The sequence below is a fragment of the Bacillus timonensis genome, from assembly GCF_004799755.1.
GTDB classification, from domain to species: Bacteria; Bacillota; Bacilli; order Bacillales; family Bacillaceae_L; genus Ferdinandcohnia; species Ferdinandcohnia timonensis_A.
Window position 1 is genome coordinate 1 of sequence record NZ_SLUB01000041.1, and the last position, 14,934, is coordinate 14,934.

A 14,934-nucleotide genomic window follows, 5' to 3' on the forward strand; every position below is an offset into this window, starting at 1 on the left:
AGATGTGTATAAGAGACAGATTATATATAGATCATTTAAAAGGGGGGTATGAAAAAGCTTATCTTTTCCATGTCTTTATAATACCCACTAAATATGAACAAACTATGAATAAAGAATTAAGTTTCTATTAAATCAGATGTCCTAAAATTCTTTTAATAGAAGAGAGAGAATCTCCCTCTCTTATTTTCACGCATACGCCTTATTCTCTTCTTCCTTCTTAAAGAAGCTCTTCATCGCATGGAATACGTCTGCTTTTTGTTTTAAAATATAATACTTAAAGCGCTCATCCTCAATATTCTTATAAGCTGACATGAGGGTCGAATGACGATTATACTGGTTGACTTCACCGTAGCCGAACATATTGGAAACTTTCATTAACTCGCTCACTAATTTTACACATCTTGCATTATCAGATGTTAAATTATCTCCATCTGAGAAATGGAAGGGATAAATATTGTAACGTGTTTGTGGGTATTTATCATCGATGATTTCTAATGCCTTGCGATAAACAGACGAACAAATGGTGCCCCCACTTTCACCTTTCGAGAAAAAGTCCTCCTCGGATACAATCTTTGCTTCTGTATGGTGTGCAATGAATTCAATTTCGACTGTTTCATATTTTGTCCGTAGGAATCGAGTCATCCAGAAGAAGAAGCTCCTTGCCATATACTTCTCCCAAATCCCCATCGAACCGCTTGTATCCATCATCGCAAGCACAACAGCCTTTGAATCAGGTTTTACAACTTCATTCCATGTTTTAAATTTCAAATCCTCACGATAGATTGGATGAAAGCTCGGTTTTCCTGCCATCGCATTTCGTTTATAAGCTGACATCATCGTCCGCTTCTTATCAATATTCCCCATTAAACCTGTACGACGGATATCATTAAATTCAATATTCTCTACAATGTTTTGATCCTGTTCTTTCCGTTTCAGATTTGGAAGCTCCAACTCTTTAAACAAGGCTTCCTCAAGCTCCATGAGAGAAACTTCAGCTTCATAATAGTCCTCACCCGCTTGATCGCCTGCACCTTGCCCTTTTCCAGGACCTGCCTGACCCCCGCTTTGTCCTGAACCATCCCTTGCAATGACATCACCTATCTGGCTATCTCCATCGCCTTGGCCAACGTGTTTGTTTTTGTCATAGTTATAACGGATTTTATATTCGTCCAATGATCGAATTGGAATTTTAACAACATCTTTTCCGTTTGACATAATGATACTTTCTTCCGTTATCAAATCAGGCAAATTATTCTTTATGGCATCCTGAACCTTTTCCTGGTGTCTAGTTTGGTCATCATGGCCTTTGCGATGGAGGGACCAATCTTCTTGGGAAATGACAAAATTCTTTGAATTACCATTCGACATAAACTTTCCCCTCCTAAATTTTTTTGAAAACCATTCACATTTTTATAAGGACTCTCATACATTATCTTGACGGTTTGCGAAAGAATTTCGTTAAACGAAAAAAGGGTAAGATAAGCAACTTGTTTGAAAATAAAAAAGAGACTAACTTCTACCGCTCGTGAAGCAAAAACGAGCAATAGTAGATTACTCTATACTATGCAAAAATATCGTATTATTGACAAAAGATTTCGCAAATTAGGCATTATGTCTTAAAAATAGACAAGTTCCCACCATTTATGTCATTTTGAGAGTTTTTTAATGGACAAGCAAGGTCACGAAGGTCCTATTGAAAAACAAGGGATTAGACCATCCGATTGGTCTAACCCCTTTAATTTGTCATCGATTCAGTAAGCTGCCAACATAACGAAGTAATTCATTGGCTGATGTTGAATTATAGCCATATTCATCAATCAATCTTGCAACAACCTCGTTTACCTTCTTAAGCTGTTGTTCATCCGGTGTTTTTGTAGATGTTGTGATTTTGACGACGTCTTTCAGATCAGCAAATAATTTCTTTTGAATCGCCTCACGCAGACGTTCGTGTGAATTATAATCAAATCTTCTACCTTTTCGTGCATATGCTGAAATGCGGATGAGAATCTCCTCTCTGAATGCCTTCTTAGCATTTTCTGAGATTCCGATTTGTTCTTCAATCGAACGCATTAGCTTTTCATCCGGATTCATCTCTTCACCAGTCAATGGATCACGAAGCTTGTTTTTATTACAGTATGCTTCAACATTATCTAAATAGTTATCCATTAATGTCTTAGCAGACTCTTCATACGAATAAACAAACGCCTTTTGAACTTCTTTTTTCGCTATGTCATCATACTCACGTCTAGCTATTGAGATGAAGTTTAAATAACGCTCACGGTCTTCATTCGAAATCGATGGATGATGCTCGAGGCCATCCTTTAAAGAACGTAATACATCTAAAGCATTGATTGATGGATTTTCCTTGCGAATTATGGTCGAGGAAATCCGGTTGATCACATAACGTGGGTCAATTCCACTCATGCCCTCATCCTGATATTCTTTTCGAAGCTCCTCCACATCAACTGCATTAAAGCCTTCCACACTTTCTCCATCATACAATCTCATCTTTTTAATAATATCGACATCGCCCTTTTTAGGCGCTTTTAATCTTGTTAAAATCGTAAACATTGCCGCCACTCTAAACGTATGTGGTGCAATATGCACATCGCGAACATCACTTTCTTTAATCATTTTTTCATAGATACGCTCTTCCTCAGAAACTCGAAGATTATAAGGAACAGGCATTACAATAATACGTGAATGTAATGCTTCATTTTTCTTATTTGATATAAATGAACGATACTCTGTTTCGTTCGTGTGAGCAACAATGAGCTCATCGGCACTGATTAAAGCAAACCTTCCTGCTTTAAAATTCCCCTCCTGAGTTAAGGAAAGTAAGTGCCAAAGGAATTTTTCATCACACTTTAACATCTCCTGGAATTCCATCATTCCACGGTTTGCTTTGTTTAATTCCCCATCGAAACGATAGGCACGCGGGTCTGATTCTGAGCCAAATTCAGCAATCGTTGAAAAATCAATACTACCAGTTAAATCAGCAATGTCCTGGGATTTTGGATCAGATGGGCTAAATGTTCCGATTCCGACACGTCTATCCTCCGAGAAAAATATCCGCTCAACTCGCACATCCTCAATCCGTCCACCATATTCTTCCTGCAATCTCATCATATTTAAAGGCGACAAATTACCTTCAATTCGAATGCCATACTCATCAAAAAAATCTTCTCTTAGATGATGAGGAATAAGGTGCAGCGGATCTTCATGCATTGGACAGCCTTTAATTGCATAAACCGCGCCGCGTTCCGTATGTGAGTACGATTCTAATCCTCGTTTTAACATGGAAACGAGCGTTGATTTACCACCACTAACAGGACCCATTAATAATAAAATACGCTTTCGGACATCGAGTCGTTTGGCAGCAGGATGAAAATATTCTTCTACTAATCGCTCAAGGGCCTCTTCAAGACCAAACAATTGATGATCGAAAAATTTATACTTGCGCTTTCCATCTACCTCTTCGACACCTGCATCTTTGATCATATTATAAACTCTTGAATGAGCAGACTGAGCAACCCACGGCTTTTCCTTTAAGATCTCCAAATATTCAGCGAAGGTACCTTCCCACTTTAAACGTTGTTCTTCTTCACGAAACCTCTCTATTTTCTTTAGAATATCCATTAAGGGGCCTCCTCCATCTTTGATGTCTCTTGCACGGTTTATTAAAATGTATGCGAGGATGTCCTTTAACATGCTTTAATCTTACAAAATTCAACATGTCCTATTCAGAATAGGAAAAAAATCAACTTACACTTTCCCGAGTGGACAAATCGTAATTTTTTTGAGTAAATAAGGGCATACAATGTTAAAGGATTCCTTTTAATGTATGTGCCTAGTGATGAAAGGTGCGAAAATGTTTACAATTTGTCCATAGATAACATTCACACAAAAATAAAATTGGGTTATAATACACGTAGATGTGTTTTTAGGAAATAAACTTGAAGGTTCAGTAATTTTTGAACTTCATACATAAAGGAGGAAAATGCACATGAAATTAGCCTTAATTTTAGGTGTATGTATTACCTTTTTAGCTGCTATCTTTACATCTGGCTATCAAGATAAGCCAACTGTAAACAAAAAATAAGAACGAAAAGCGGAAGTGCCTTGAAAGATGATCATCGACTAACTACTGCCACGTCCTGTGGCAAACGTCGATGTCAGCACTTCCTGTGCAAGTCCGACAAGCATAAGAAAAGCCGGCGAGAAGGATGCCTTTTATTCTTCTTGACGGATTGGCTTATGACCTCGAGGGGCTAGGCACTGGAGCTAGACAAGAACAAAAATGACCCCTGCCAATGGAATGGTAGAGGTCATTTTTATTTTACGTAAGGCCAGGGTAATTTTGTTGTCTTAACACTTCGTATATGACGATTGCTGCGGTATTGGATAGGTTTAGGGAGCCGATTTTTTCTGTCATTGGAAGTCGCAAAGTTCGGTCCAAGTTGTTTTGGATAAGATCCTGAGGTAGCCCAGTAGTCTCCCTTCCAAATATAAGGAAATAGTCTTTTTGTAAATCACGATAATCTATGGATGAATGTTCGTGTTTCCCGAACTTCGTAATAAAGTAAAACTCACCATCCCGATATGTTGAAAAAAGCTCCTCTAATGAATGATAAGAATGAATCTTGACAAACTCCCAATAATCTAATCCCGCACGCTTAAGCCTTTTGTCATCTGTTGAAAAGCCAAGTGGCCGAATTAAATGCAAGGTTGTATCTGTTGCTGCACAAGTCCGGGCGATATTTCCCGTATTTGCAGGCAATTCCGGCTGGTATAATACGACATGAAGTCCCACTTTCTTTCACCTCAAAAGTTATTATACCAAAAAGGAAAAGTTAGTTATTAATGATATGAAAAAACTTGTATTTTATATTTGGAGTATACGCTGTTGAATCGTAGTATGACCAATACCTCATCCGGCTATTTTGCGTCTGGGCATTAACCAATGGATAGCCTTCATAATCCTTTGCTACAACAATCGTATTATGATTAAATCTCCCATCCCCCTCAAAGTCATAGCAGATGATGTCCCCCAATAGTAGTTTCTTTGGGGAGGATACTTCTTTTGCTTGAAGACCTCTTCTAGATCCAGTTAAATACCATCTCAATGAATTTGCGACAGTCCAGCTATAGCTCCAATTATTATTTTGCATCCACCAGCCTTTACTGCGATTTGGATACCCATACATTGGTGCTCCACCAGCGTGGAGACATTGCGAAATAAAATTTGTACAATTGTCTGTGAACTTTTTATATTTGGGGTTGTAGTCATTCCACCACCGCTCTGCGTATTGGACTGCAGCAAGTCGGTTATATTTAAAATCTCTGGTTTCTTCCTCTAATATTTCCCGATCCATCGTTTCATAATGTGTCTCTATTTTTTTGGGGACCTCACAATCGCTTATTAATTGATTAGCGGAAAAAATGGCTTTTCTTTCTTCACACTGCTCCTCAATGTACAGATTTTTATTTTGCCGAATTAAATATTGGTAATGCACGTGATAATCGAGGTGTATTTTTCCATTCAATTCGTTTTTGCCGATGATTTGCGCATTTGTTTTACATTTTACGATTTCCGCTGAACGTTTTCCGAGCAACTCTTTTTTCCGCTGAATCAATTTAAGGTCCGTTTCCGATAAATTTACAGAAGATGTACTTCGTGTATTTCCAACGAATAATTGAGCTTTTTCCTCAATTAGCTTTGCTAATGTCGACTTCATCAACCAACCCCACCTTCAAGCTGTGATATTACACAATATGAGTGAATATGGGTTTTAAGTAGAGATATTTAACACGTGTCCTCAAAAGCCCACAAAAAAAAGGACGCTCCATCGCATCCTTTTTATTTCCCCAACATATTCAATCCTTTTTCGATTTCATCAAGGACCTGCTCGTCCTTTTCTTTTAAACTGGCTTCTTTTAAAATATCAATCGCACTCTCGTCGCCAATTTTTCCAAGCGCCCATGCAGCCGTTCCCCGTAGAACGGGTCTTGGATCCTCTTTTAACACTTGCTTCAACTCAGGTATCGCACTGCGATCCTTAAAATGGGCAAGAGCAATAATTGCGTTTCGCTGAATGGGCTTCTTGCCTCTCCAAGAGCCAGATAGCGCTCCATACGTTTCTTTAAAATCCCGATTGCTAATCGATAATATCGGCTTTAACAACGGCTTCACAACCTCTGGATGTGGCTCCATTTCTTCATGGAAATGAAAGTCGATTCCTTTATTTTTCGGACAAGCTGTCTGACAAGAATCACAACCATACAGTCTGTTCCCAATTTTCGTTCTGAATTCGTCTGGTAAAAAGTCCTTTGTTTGCGTTAAAAAGCTGACACATCGTTGTGCATTTAATTGCCCCCCTTGAACTAATGCACCTGTTGGACATGCATCAAGACAAGCTCGGCAAGAACCACATTGGTCCTCAATCGGCGTATCGGGTGCAAATGGGATATTCGTGATCATTTCTCCTAAATACACATATGAACCGAACTCAGGTGTAATAATTGCACAGTTTTTTCCGCTCCAACCAATACCAGCACGTTCTGCTACCGCGCGATCAGATAATTCACCGGTATCTACCATTGATTGAAGTTTCGCATCGGGCAATTTTTCTAAAATAAACGACTCTAGCTTTTGGAGCCGATCCCGCAAAATATGGTGGTAATCCTCTCCCCAAGAGGCACGTGCAAACATCCCTCGCCGCTCGCTTCGTGTACTTCTCGGTGCATCCTTGAGCTTTGCCGGGTAGGCCAACGCGATTGCAATAATTGATTTTGCACCAGGCAAGAGGAGCTCAGGATTTGTTCTTTTTTCAATATCCTTTGGCTCAAATCCAGACTGGTAGCCTAACTCCTGTTGCCGTAACAGTCGTGATTTTAACTCGTCAAATGGAGAAGCACTTGCAAAACCAATTTTATCGATTCCAATCGTTTTACTATAGTCGATTAACTCTTGCTGAAACTTTACAATATCCACGTCTCAAAACCTCCTTCCTTTATATTTGTAAGCCGAACTATTTATTGATGCGCTAGGAATTATGGTACACTATTTACAATAATTTTTGGAGGGAAAAATGATGGAAATTCGAATTTCACCACAATTAAAGGAACTTGTCCCTGATTTCAAGGTAGGCATTATTCAATACGATCATATCGAAGTGGGTGATTCTCCACAAATGATACGTGGTAGATTACAAACTTTCCAGGAATCGCTTTTTTTCGATTTAGAGGACAAACCTGTGTCTGATGTAGAAGGGATCACTGAATGGAGAGACATTTTTAAAAAGGTAGGAACAGACCCAAATCGCTACCGTCCATCCGTGGAAGCCATCTATCGTCGGATCAAAAAGCAAAATTTCTTACATTCCATTCATTCCGCGGCGGACCTTAATAATTTCTTTTCGATTCAATATGAGATTCCAATTGGGATCTATGACGCTGATACAATCAACGGTGATATTGAAATTCGAGTTGGTCAACAAGAAGATGAATATATGGGGATAAACGGAAGAGTTATTGCGATGAAAGATAAGATATTATCCAGTGATGATACAGGAGCGTTTGGAAGCCCATATGTCGATTCCGAAAGAACAGCCGTGACAGTCGAAACGAAAAAGGCCATTCAGATTGTCTATTTGAAGCCTTCTTTACAAAAAGACAGTTGTGAGAAATTAATTACGTCACTTGGAGCAATGTATACGCAGGTTCATGGTGGGTCCGTACAGTCTTTTATCGTGGAGTAAAAGGCTGTAAAAAAGGAAAAAACGCAACACTTCGTTTATCTAAGAAACGAAACACTGCGTTATATATGTATGGAGCGGGTGATGAGAATCGAACTCACGACATCAGCTTGGAAGGCTGAGGTTTTACCATTAAACTACACCCGCATATAAATATTAAGTTAATAAAGATTAAATTACGCTTATAGACCTTACATGCCTCTTCCTCTGCCAGTTAAATCAAGAAGTAAATGTGTCGAGGCAACTTGCAGCAAATTCATTGAAGCTTTGCTCGTGGCTGAGGTTTTACCATTAAACTACACCCGCACATTATATTTTACTAAGTTCAAGAATAATTATGTTAATATTATAACAAGTTTGTAAATGTAATGCAAGAGCTTTTGTAACTTTTTGTCGATAATTATTTCATCTGACTACTTGAGTTATTATACACACTTTCACACTATATTGCAATAGGGATTTTTAAAAATATTACCAAGTTGTTTATAGGGTTAATAAACCTCTTTGTTTTTCTAATATAATAATCGTTTTTGAGGACTGCCTACTGATAACAGGCAGTCCTTTATACTCTTCATAAAAATTATTTTGACTTTATTCGTTTAAAGGAGTAGATTCTATATATGTATATTCAAATAATCAGATATTCTATTATTTAGAAGGAAGGATAAAAATGCTACAAAAGTGGGCTTTTTCAGGGAGATTTAAAGGGTATTCGGTTCAATCTTTTCAAAAGGATCTTATTTCTGGCGTCGTTGTTGGAATTATTGCGATTCCTCTGGGGATGGCATTTGCGATTGCTTCAGGCGTCAAGCCTGAATATGGGATCTACACGACCATCATCGCGGGTATTCTTATTTCACTCTTTGGAGGCTCTAAGTATCAAATCGGGGGCCCGACTGGTGCCTTTATTCCGATTTTGTTCGGAATTGTCGCAACCTATGGATTTGAAAATCTATTAATTGCGGGCTTTATGGCGGGGATTATTCTATTTTTAATGGGAGTTTTCAAGCTGGGCTCTTTAATTAAATTTATTCCACGTCCAGTTACAATTGGTTTTACATCTGGTATTGCGATTATTATCTTTGTCGGGCAAGTACCCAATTTTCTAGGACTCGATCAAATTGAGAAGCATGAATTGTTTTTAGATAATATGAGAGAGATTGTTATGCATATTAGCGAAATTAATATTTATAGTCTATTAACTGCTTCCATTTGTTTAGTAGTACTCCTGTTAACACCTAAGTTCTTCCCAAAAGTACCTGGTTCATTAATTGCCTTACTGATTTCAACTGGTATTGCGACTATTTTTTATCCAACTCAGGTAGCGACAATTGGGTCAACGTTTGGTGACATTCCTAGTAAACTACCAAGCTTCCAATTTCCTGACATCACATTGGAGCGAATTAAACAGCTGATTCAACCAGCATTTGTGATCGCGATGTTAGGTGCAATTGAGTCGCTTCTTTCAGCTGTTGTCGCTGACGGAATGACGAACAGCAAGCACAATTCGAATCGGGAATTAGTCGGCCAAGGTCTTGCGAATATGGTAACCCCTTTGTTTGGTGGAATTCCTGCAACTGGGGCGATTGCAAGAACGGCAACCAATATTAAAACGGGTGCTGTTTCACCTTTTTCTGGAGTAATACACGGGGTCGTTGTTCTGCTTGTCTTACTTTTATTTGCTCCATATGCGTCAAAAATTCCGTTAGCAAGTATGGCACCGATTATTATGCTTGTTGCTTGGAACATGAGTGAGCGTCGCGTGTTTTATCATGTTTTGAAAACAAAAACAGAAGACTCACTTGTGTTGGTTGTCACCTTTTTATTAACCGTCTTTATGAATTTAACCGTTGCGGTTGAAGTTGGGCTTATTTTAGCAGTAGTTCTTTTTACTAAGCGAATGAGTGATATAATAGTGACAGAAAAAGCGTTACCTAATCCTGAAACAAAGCATGAAAAAATGGATACACAGATTGTGACAGATTCACATGATTGTCCACAAATTAGTATTTATAACGTAGAAGGACCTTTGTTCTTTGGTGCTGCCCAGGCTTTTGAACAACAAATTATGAAATCAATCAATTACAAACCAAAGGTTTTACTTTTGCGGTTAGGCAGAGTTCCATTTATGGATACAACAGGAGAAGCACGTCTAGCTAGTATTTTTAAGGATTTTTCAAAGCATGGAATTATGTTAATATCGGGAATTAAACCACAGCCTAAAAGTGTTCTCCAAAAAACGGGTTTATATGAGTTAATCGGGGAGGAAAACTTTTTTGAGCATACTGGGGATGCCATTGATTATGCAATAAGCCAGATTAATCAACATAAATGTTTGGGCTGTAGACATTTTGCATTTAAAGAGTGTCAGGCTCTTTCAGGAGTCGAAAAAAATGTAGTCAAAAAGAGAAGTGTTTCGATAAGTTAGTGTAGAAGGTGAGGTAAGGTAGTGAATTTAGAAATGCAGCAATTTAAGGCTGATTTTTTTAAAGCTCTCGCACATCCTTTACGGATTCGGATTTTAGAGCTTTTAGCTGAGGGCGATAAAAATGTGAATGAAATTCAAACCCTGATTGGCAGTGAAGGGTCAGCCGTGTCCCAGCAGTTAACTGTACTACGTGCTAAAAATATTGTATATGGAACAAAGGATGGTAATCGGGTTATCTACTCTCTCAGAGATCCTATGATTGTTGAGCTTCTTTCAGTGGCAAAGCAAATTTTTAACAACCATCTTGTTGATACGATTTCCCTTCTTGATAAAATTGGGGACGAAAATAATTAATAGAACACGGCTAAAACGGTGTAACCATTTTAGCCTAGCACTAATTCCATAATAAAAAGGATAGTTCCCATTGAACTATCCTTTATTATTCTGGTAAAAATTCTACGCCAAAATTATTTAAAATGAATCTTTTTTCTTCGGCTTTGCTCATGATGCCATACGCTGCTCCAACAGTCCCGTTTTGATAATCCCAAAAATAATTATGGTCTTTATCGGCTTGGCTGAAATCTCCATTTTTCCAGCGTTCCAAAATGGCCAAAAGATCTTCCTTTCTATCAAAATCACTTTTTGAAACGACCTCATAAATTTCATTGATGGTTTCTGGAATCATTGGTTTTGCACCCCATTTTTTGTCGGCCTTTACCTTTTGATGGGTCATATGATGCATCACCTCAATGACCTCACTCTCTTCAGGTGATTGACTTAACTTCAAGTCATATGTGACCCCACCTATTTTCTTCGTTTGCTCCTTAAATTCATCCACTTTATTAGAAGCTTGCTTTGATGAAGAGACACTTTTTTGGCCACCATCACTGTCGAGCGTTTTATATACACTAAACACAAGTCCAACTGTGGCACCTATTAGAATCACAAAAACACTAATCCAGATCCATTTTTTCATAACTTCCTCCCTACCCAATTCCCTATATTCTTACTTTTTAGTATGATGTATCCATATTTTATCCTAGCATAAAATATAACTTTATATGGCCTCTTTCGTTTTAGATAAGTATTAAACGAACAAAAATAGGCAAAAATACCTATAAATAAAACGGAGGTATATTTGATTGAGTCTTGGCGCGTGGGCTTATCTCATTTTAGCGATTGTAGGTCTAATCGTTTTATGTTATTCGTATTGGAAAATGCGGTCATTCCGAATCTTTATTTTGTATTTTACCGTAACAGGGGTTACCCTTTTATTCGATTACTTCATCTATCTATGGGCTAAATCTTACGTTTATAAGGTTGATTTGTTACACAATGAATTAGATTCACATTTAGGTGCAATGGTGAACGGGCTTGTACTTCCTTCGTTCGCTGTTTTATTTGTCTTATTGAGGTGCAGGTGGTACTGGAGCATCCCTTTGGCCATATTTTTCACTCTTATTGAGCTCCTTTTTTCAAAATGGGGGATTTTTGAAACCTATTGGTGGAAACCAGGGTATACAACAATAGGCCTAATCATTTACTTTCCAATTGCAAGATTATGGTGGAATCACTTGAATAAGAAGTGGATTCACTTTAGTTCGTTACTTTTATCGTTTTACGGTATTTTTATCCCTATCCATTTTTTGCACCATTCTGTTTTTAAAATGAGAACCTACCATGTAGAATGGATCGAGCATTTACAACGTGGCAGTTCGGCGATTACAACAATTACTGGTCTTATTTTTGCTATCATTCTTGCCTATTTAAGCATCGTGAATGCAGGGTATCGTTGGTTTCTTTTCATCATGGTTGGGTATATTGCTTATGATATCGTACTGAAATATATCGATGTTGTACAAGCTGAGCATACGGTTCTTGATTCGATAGTAAGCTATCTTACTTTCTATCTTGGCTATCTCTTTGTCAGGTATGCCGACCGCACAATCAAAGTCCTTGTAAATAAGACATGATCTATTACAATAGAATGAAAAAGGACTTGGAGAGATGAAGAATGGATTCATTCATGAAAAGAGCGGTTGAATTAGCCGTACAAAATGTAAATGAAGGCGGGCAACCATTTGGTGCTGTCCTTGTAAAAGATAACCTGATTGTATCAGAAGGTGTAAATGAATTGCATAAAAAACATGATGTCAGCGGTCATGCTGAATTGCTTGCGATTCGAAGAGCACAGGAAAAATTTGAAACAAATGAATTATCCGGCTATACGATGTATGCCAGTGGCGAGCCGTGCTCCATGTGTTTGACCGCTATGTATTTTGCAGGGATCGATAAGCTGTATTATTGTCAGTCTACTGAGGATGCGGCAGCCGTAGGTTTAGGGAAATCTACTTTTATTTATCATGAACTAAAAAAGAACCGAGACGATCGTACTCTTCAAATGACCCAAATGACATTAGTTGAAGGGCAAGATGATCCGATGAAAGTCTGGAAACAAAAACAGTAGCTTGATGCGCCTGTCCCCTTATATAAATTTAAGGAGGACAGGCAATTTTAGAGTTTTTTAGTTAAACAAATAATTCGATTCGCCTCTTGAAAGCCATTTTTTAAATGAAATTTCAAACTTTCATTATTCTCAAGTTCAACATCACTTGCAAATTCTACACAATCTTTACTTTTGGCCCACTTTTCACATAAGGCTAAAAGCTGTTTAGCTACACCTTTTCTCCTATACTCTTCTTTAACAAAAATTCCTTCAAGGTAGCCCACTGGACTAGTTTCTGTTCCTTCAACATAGTCTACACGTAGCTGACACTGGGCAAAACCGATTGCTTCATTTTCTTCTTTTGCTAGGAAGACTACCGCTTTTTTATCATGAATTAACTCGGAAAACTCCATTGTAAATACACTTTCATCAATATCTGGCCATAACTGCAATGCTAAACTCACTATTACTTGTAAGTCATGAACGGTGGCTTTTACTATTTTCATAAAACCCTCCTTCTATTATTTTGACCGTCGCTTATAGTCCTGTTCGATTTCTTCCTTCCAGCTTCGGTCAATTTTCTTGCCGCTGCGCAGATTGGTGACAGCCTCACTGACCATTTGATAGTTCAATTGTGTGCCTTCTTCGTCAGCGTGGTAATCCACTGCAAAGTCCTCGTCAATTCCAAATTCGGCTGCAGTCGAAACAGCATCAATATTCGCTCCTAAAAACATGAACTCCCAACCGTATGTCTCTTTTTGATGTTGTACCATCTTTTTAATTTTCGCTGCTGAAAATTCACGGCTTGCATTTTCCATTCCGTCTGTTGTAATCACAAACAGCACTTTTTCAGCTCGTTCCGTTTTACTTGTATGTTTTTGGACATTATTTATTTTTTGAATCGTAAAACCGATGGCGTCCAATAAAGCAGTCGTTCCACTAACCTCATACTCTTCTTCCGTAATGGGCGAAATCCCTTTTACATTGATACGATCATGCAAAATCTCATAATGGTGATTGAATAAAACGGTGGTAACACGGGCTTCCCCTTCTGCTTTCTTTTGTTTTTTGAGCATGGAATTGAAGCCACCAATCGTATCCGTTTCAAGCCCAGCCATTGACCCACTTTTATCTAAAATAAACACTAATTCTGTATTCATCTTGTTATCCTCCGTTCGGTTTTTATTTACAAGATTAGGATAACAAGATATAGAATTGTATGGGTCGCTTCAAAAGCGACATTTTTAAGCTCCTAATAATGGCTGGTCGAACATAAATAAAGCTTCATTGATTTCATGGATATTATAATTTTCTTGGTCAATGAAATATTTTATGATGACATCAAATTTGCTGCTATGGGTTAGAGTGTAACCTGCAGCAGACAACAAATGAATTGTTTCATCAACATTTAATCGTAAGGCAATTGCAAAAGCGATTGCCGTTTTCTTTTTAGGAGTGTACCCCGCTTCATTGCGGATTTTTGAAAACAAACGGCGGTCAATATTTGCTCTTTTATACGTCTCTACATCGGTCATTTCTCTTTCATCGATTAACCGGAGAAGTCTAGCAGAAAATGATTCATCTAGCTGGTTAACTAGCTGGACTAAATTGTTTTTAACCTCTTGTTTTTCTTCAATTTCGTACAGCTCTTCCTGGGCGTCCAAGATAGGTTCAGCATGATTAAGTTCAATGTTTCTGACACGCCTGAATGTCGATTCAAATTCATCTACGTAATGTTCGTCTATATATTGATGAATTGAGGTAAACAACTTCTTGCTGACTCCAAAGGATGCTTTATCAAATATAACCAGATAGACAACCATATCGTGCTCCATTAGAAATGAGCCAATCGTAGAAACTGCGATTTGTAAGGCTTCTTCTTTTGGATATCCGTAGATTCCAGTTGAAATGAGCGGAAAAGCAATGGACTCACATTTATGAAGCTTTGCAAGCTCTAAAGAATGAAAATAAGAGGATTGTAACAGTTTCGCTTCATTCTTAGTACCACCCTGCCAAATCGGACCAGGAGTATGTATGATGTATTTTGAAGGGAGGTTAAAAGCATAAGTGATGACTGCATGTCCGACCGCACAGTTACCAATTTCATCACATGCTGCTTGGAGTTCTTTGGCGCCTGCAGCCCGAAAAATCGCTCCACACACCCCACCACCCATCTTCAACTCCGTGTTCGCAGCATTCACAACCGCATCCACCTTCATCTGAGTAATATCATTCCGAACAATCTCTAAAGGCATAACCATTTCCTCTCCTTTCAAGGGACCAAGGGACCGCAGGGACGGTTC

General features: G+C 38.3%; 14 protein-coding genes and 1 tRNA gene. 5 read left to right on the top strand and 10 right to left on the bottom strand.

Annotation, left to right across the window (positions count from 1 at the left end):
* Positions 1 to 186: 186 nt before the first annotated feature.
* The 5 genes from yhbH to queG form a co-directional block, all read right to left on the bottom strand.
* Complete coding sequence (gene yhbH / locus E1I69_RS17755; protein WP_136380898.1) at positions 187 to 1,368, bottom strand: sporulation protein YhbH; 1,182 nt, start codon at positions 1,366 to 1,368, stop codon at positions 187 to 189.
* Between the two features lie 375 nt (positions 1,369 to 1,743).
* The gene (locus E1I69_RS17760) at positions 1,744 to 3,639 is read right to left on the bottom strand and encodes a PrkA family serine protein kinase (protein ID WP_136380899.1); all 1,896 of its coding nucleotides are present in this window, start codon (positions 3,637 to 3,639) and stop codon (positions 1,744 to 1,746) included.
* A 700-nt stretch (positions 3,640 to 4,339) separates the two neighbouring features.
* Complete coding sequence (trmL, locus tag E1I69_RS17765; protein ID WP_136380900.1) at positions 4,340 to 4,813, bottom strand: tRNA (uridine(34)/cytosine(34)/5-carboxymethylaminomethyluridine(34)-2'-O)-methyltransferase TrmL; 474 nt, start codon at positions 4,811 to 4,813, stop codon at positions 4,340 to 4,342.
* A gap of 40 nt (positions 4,814 to 4,853) precedes the next feature.
* Entirely contained in the window at positions 4,854 to 5,738 is an 885-nt protein-coding gene (locus tag E1I69_RS17770) for an amidase domain-containing protein (protein WP_136380901.1), read from the bottom strand.
* Between the two features lie 122 nt (positions 5,739 to 5,860).
* The gene (gene queG, locus E1I69_RS17775) at positions 5,861 to 6,994 is read right to left on the bottom strand and encodes a tRNA epoxyqueuosine(34) reductase QueG (protein ID WP_136380902.1); all 1,134 of its coding nucleotides are present in this window, start codon (positions 6,992 to 6,994) and stop codon (positions 5,861 to 5,863) included.
* A gap of 100 nt (positions 6,995 to 7,094) precedes the next feature.
* Between queG and E1I69_RS17780 the strand changes: the two genes are divergently transcribed.
* Complete coding sequence (locus E1I69_RS17780) at positions 7,095 to 7,760, top strand: B3/B4 domain-containing protein (protein WP_136380903.1); 666 nt, start codon at positions 7,095 to 7,097, stop codon at positions 7,758 to 7,760.
* Between the two features lie 70 nt (positions 7,761 to 7,830).
* On the opposite strand, the gene E1I69_RS17785 is transcribed toward E1I69_RS17780, so the two are convergent.
* Positions 7,831 to 7,904, bottom strand: a tRNA-Gly gene (locus E1I69_RS17785).
* Positions 7,905 to 8,427: 523 nt separating this feature from the next.
* Here E1I69_RS17785 and E1I69_RS17790 point away from each other — a divergent pair.
* Positions 8,428 to 10,185, top strand: a complete 1,758-nt coding sequence (locus tag E1I69_RS17790) for a SulP family inorganic anion transporter (protein ID WP_136380904.1) — start codon at positions 8,428 to 8,430, stop codon at positions 10,183 to 10,185.
* A 21-nt stretch (positions 10,186 to 10,206) separates the two neighbouring features.
* Positions 10,207 to 10,539, top strand: coding sequence for an ArsR/SmtB family transcription factor (locus E1I69_RS17795; RefSeq protein ID WP_136380905.1), 333 nt, complete (start codon positions 10,207 to 10,209; stop codon positions 10,537 to 10,539).
* 85 nt (positions 10,540 to 10,624) lie between these two features.
* Here E1I69_RS17795 and E1I69_RS17800 read toward each other — a convergent pair whose 3' ends face one another.
* The gene (locus tag E1I69_RS17800) at positions 10,625 to 11,161 is read right to left on the bottom strand and encodes a DUF6241 domain-containing protein (protein ID WP_136380906.1); all 537 of its coding nucleotides are present in this window, start codon (positions 11,159 to 11,161) and stop codon (positions 10,625 to 10,627) included.
* Between the two features lie 166 nt (positions 11,162 to 11,327).
* Between E1I69_RS17800 and E1I69_RS17805 the strand changes: the two genes are divergently transcribed.
* Together E1I69_RS17805 and E1I69_RS17810 are read left to right on the top strand one after the other, a co-directional pair.
* On the top strand, positions 11,328 to 12,158 hold the full coding sequence (locus tag E1I69_RS17805) for a hypothetical protein (protein ID WP_136380907.1): 831 nt from the start codon (positions 11,328 to 11,330) through the stop codon (positions 12,156 to 12,158).
* Between the two features lie 41 nt (positions 12,159 to 12,199).
* On the top strand, positions 12,200 to 12,652 hold the full coding sequence (locus tag E1I69_RS17810) for a nucleoside deaminase (protein ID WP_136380908.1): 453 nt from the start codon (positions 12,200 to 12,202) through the stop codon (positions 12,650 to 12,652).
* A 47-nt stretch (positions 12,653 to 12,699) separates the two neighbouring features.
* Here E1I69_RS17810 and aac(6') read toward each other — a convergent pair whose 3' ends face one another.
* The 3 genes from aac(6') to E1I69_RS17825 form a co-directional block, all read right to left on the bottom strand.
* Complete coding sequence (gene aac(6') / locus E1I69_RS17815) at positions 12,700 to 13,137, bottom strand: aminoglycoside 6'-N-acetyltransferase (protein ID WP_136380909.1); 438 nt, start codon at positions 13,135 to 13,137, stop codon at positions 12,700 to 12,702.
* A 15-nt stretch (positions 13,138 to 13,152) separates the two neighbouring features.
* The gene (locus E1I69_RS17820; RefSeq protein WP_136380910.1) at positions 13,153 to 13,791 is read right to left on the bottom strand and encodes a vWA domain-containing protein; all 639 of its coding nucleotides are present in this window, start codon (positions 13,789 to 13,791) and stop codon (positions 13,153 to 13,155) included.
* 84 nt (positions 13,792 to 13,875) lie between these two features.
* Complete coding sequence (locus tag E1I69_RS17825; RefSeq protein ID WP_136380911.1) at positions 13,876 to 14,886, bottom strand: macro domain-containing protein; 1,011 nt, start codon at positions 14,884 to 14,886, stop codon at positions 13,876 to 13,878.
* Positions 14,887 to 14,934: the final 48 nt, after the last annotated feature.

What these genes read in the sequence shown, in the direction of transcription:
- yhbH (WP_136380898.1), bottom strand. Translation starts at nt 1,368, where the DNA reads ATGTCGAATGGTAATTCAAAGAATTTTGTCATTTCCCAAGAAGATTGG.
- E1I69_RS17760 (WP_136380899.1), bottom strand. Translation starts at nt 3,639, where the DNA reads ATGGATATTCTAAAGAAAATAGAGAGGTTTCGTGAAGAAGAACAACGT.
- E1I69_RS17770 (WP_136380901.1), bottom strand. Translation starts at nt 5,738, where the DNA reads ATGAAGTCGACATTAGCAAAGCTAATTGAGGAAAAAGCTCAATTATTC.
- E1I69_RS17780 (WP_136380903.1), top strand. Translation starts at nt 7,095, where the DNA reads ATGGAAATTCGAATTTCACCACAATTAAAGGAACTTGTCCCTGATTTC.
- E1I69_RS17790 (WP_136380904.1), top strand. Translation starts at nt 8,428, where the DNA reads ATGCTACAAAAGTGGGCTTTTTCAGGGAGATTTAAAGGGTATTCGGTT.
- E1I69_RS17800 (WP_136380906.1), bottom strand. Translation starts at nt 11,161, where the DNA reads ATGAAAAAATGGATCTGGATTAGTGTTTTTGTGATTCTAATAGGTGCC.
- E1I69_RS17810 (WP_136380908.1), top strand. Translation starts at nt 12,200, where the DNA reads ATGGATTCATTCATGAAAAGAGCGGTTGAATTAGCCGTACAAAATGTA.
- E1I69_RS17820 (WP_136380910.1), bottom strand. Translation starts at nt 13,791, where the DNA reads ATGAATACAGAATTAGTGTTTATTTTAGATAAAAGTGGGTCAATGGCT.
- E1I69_RS17825 (WP_136380911.1), bottom strand. Translation starts at nt 14,886, where the DNA reads ATGCCTTTAGAGATTGTTCGGAATGATATTACTCAGATGAAGGTGGAT.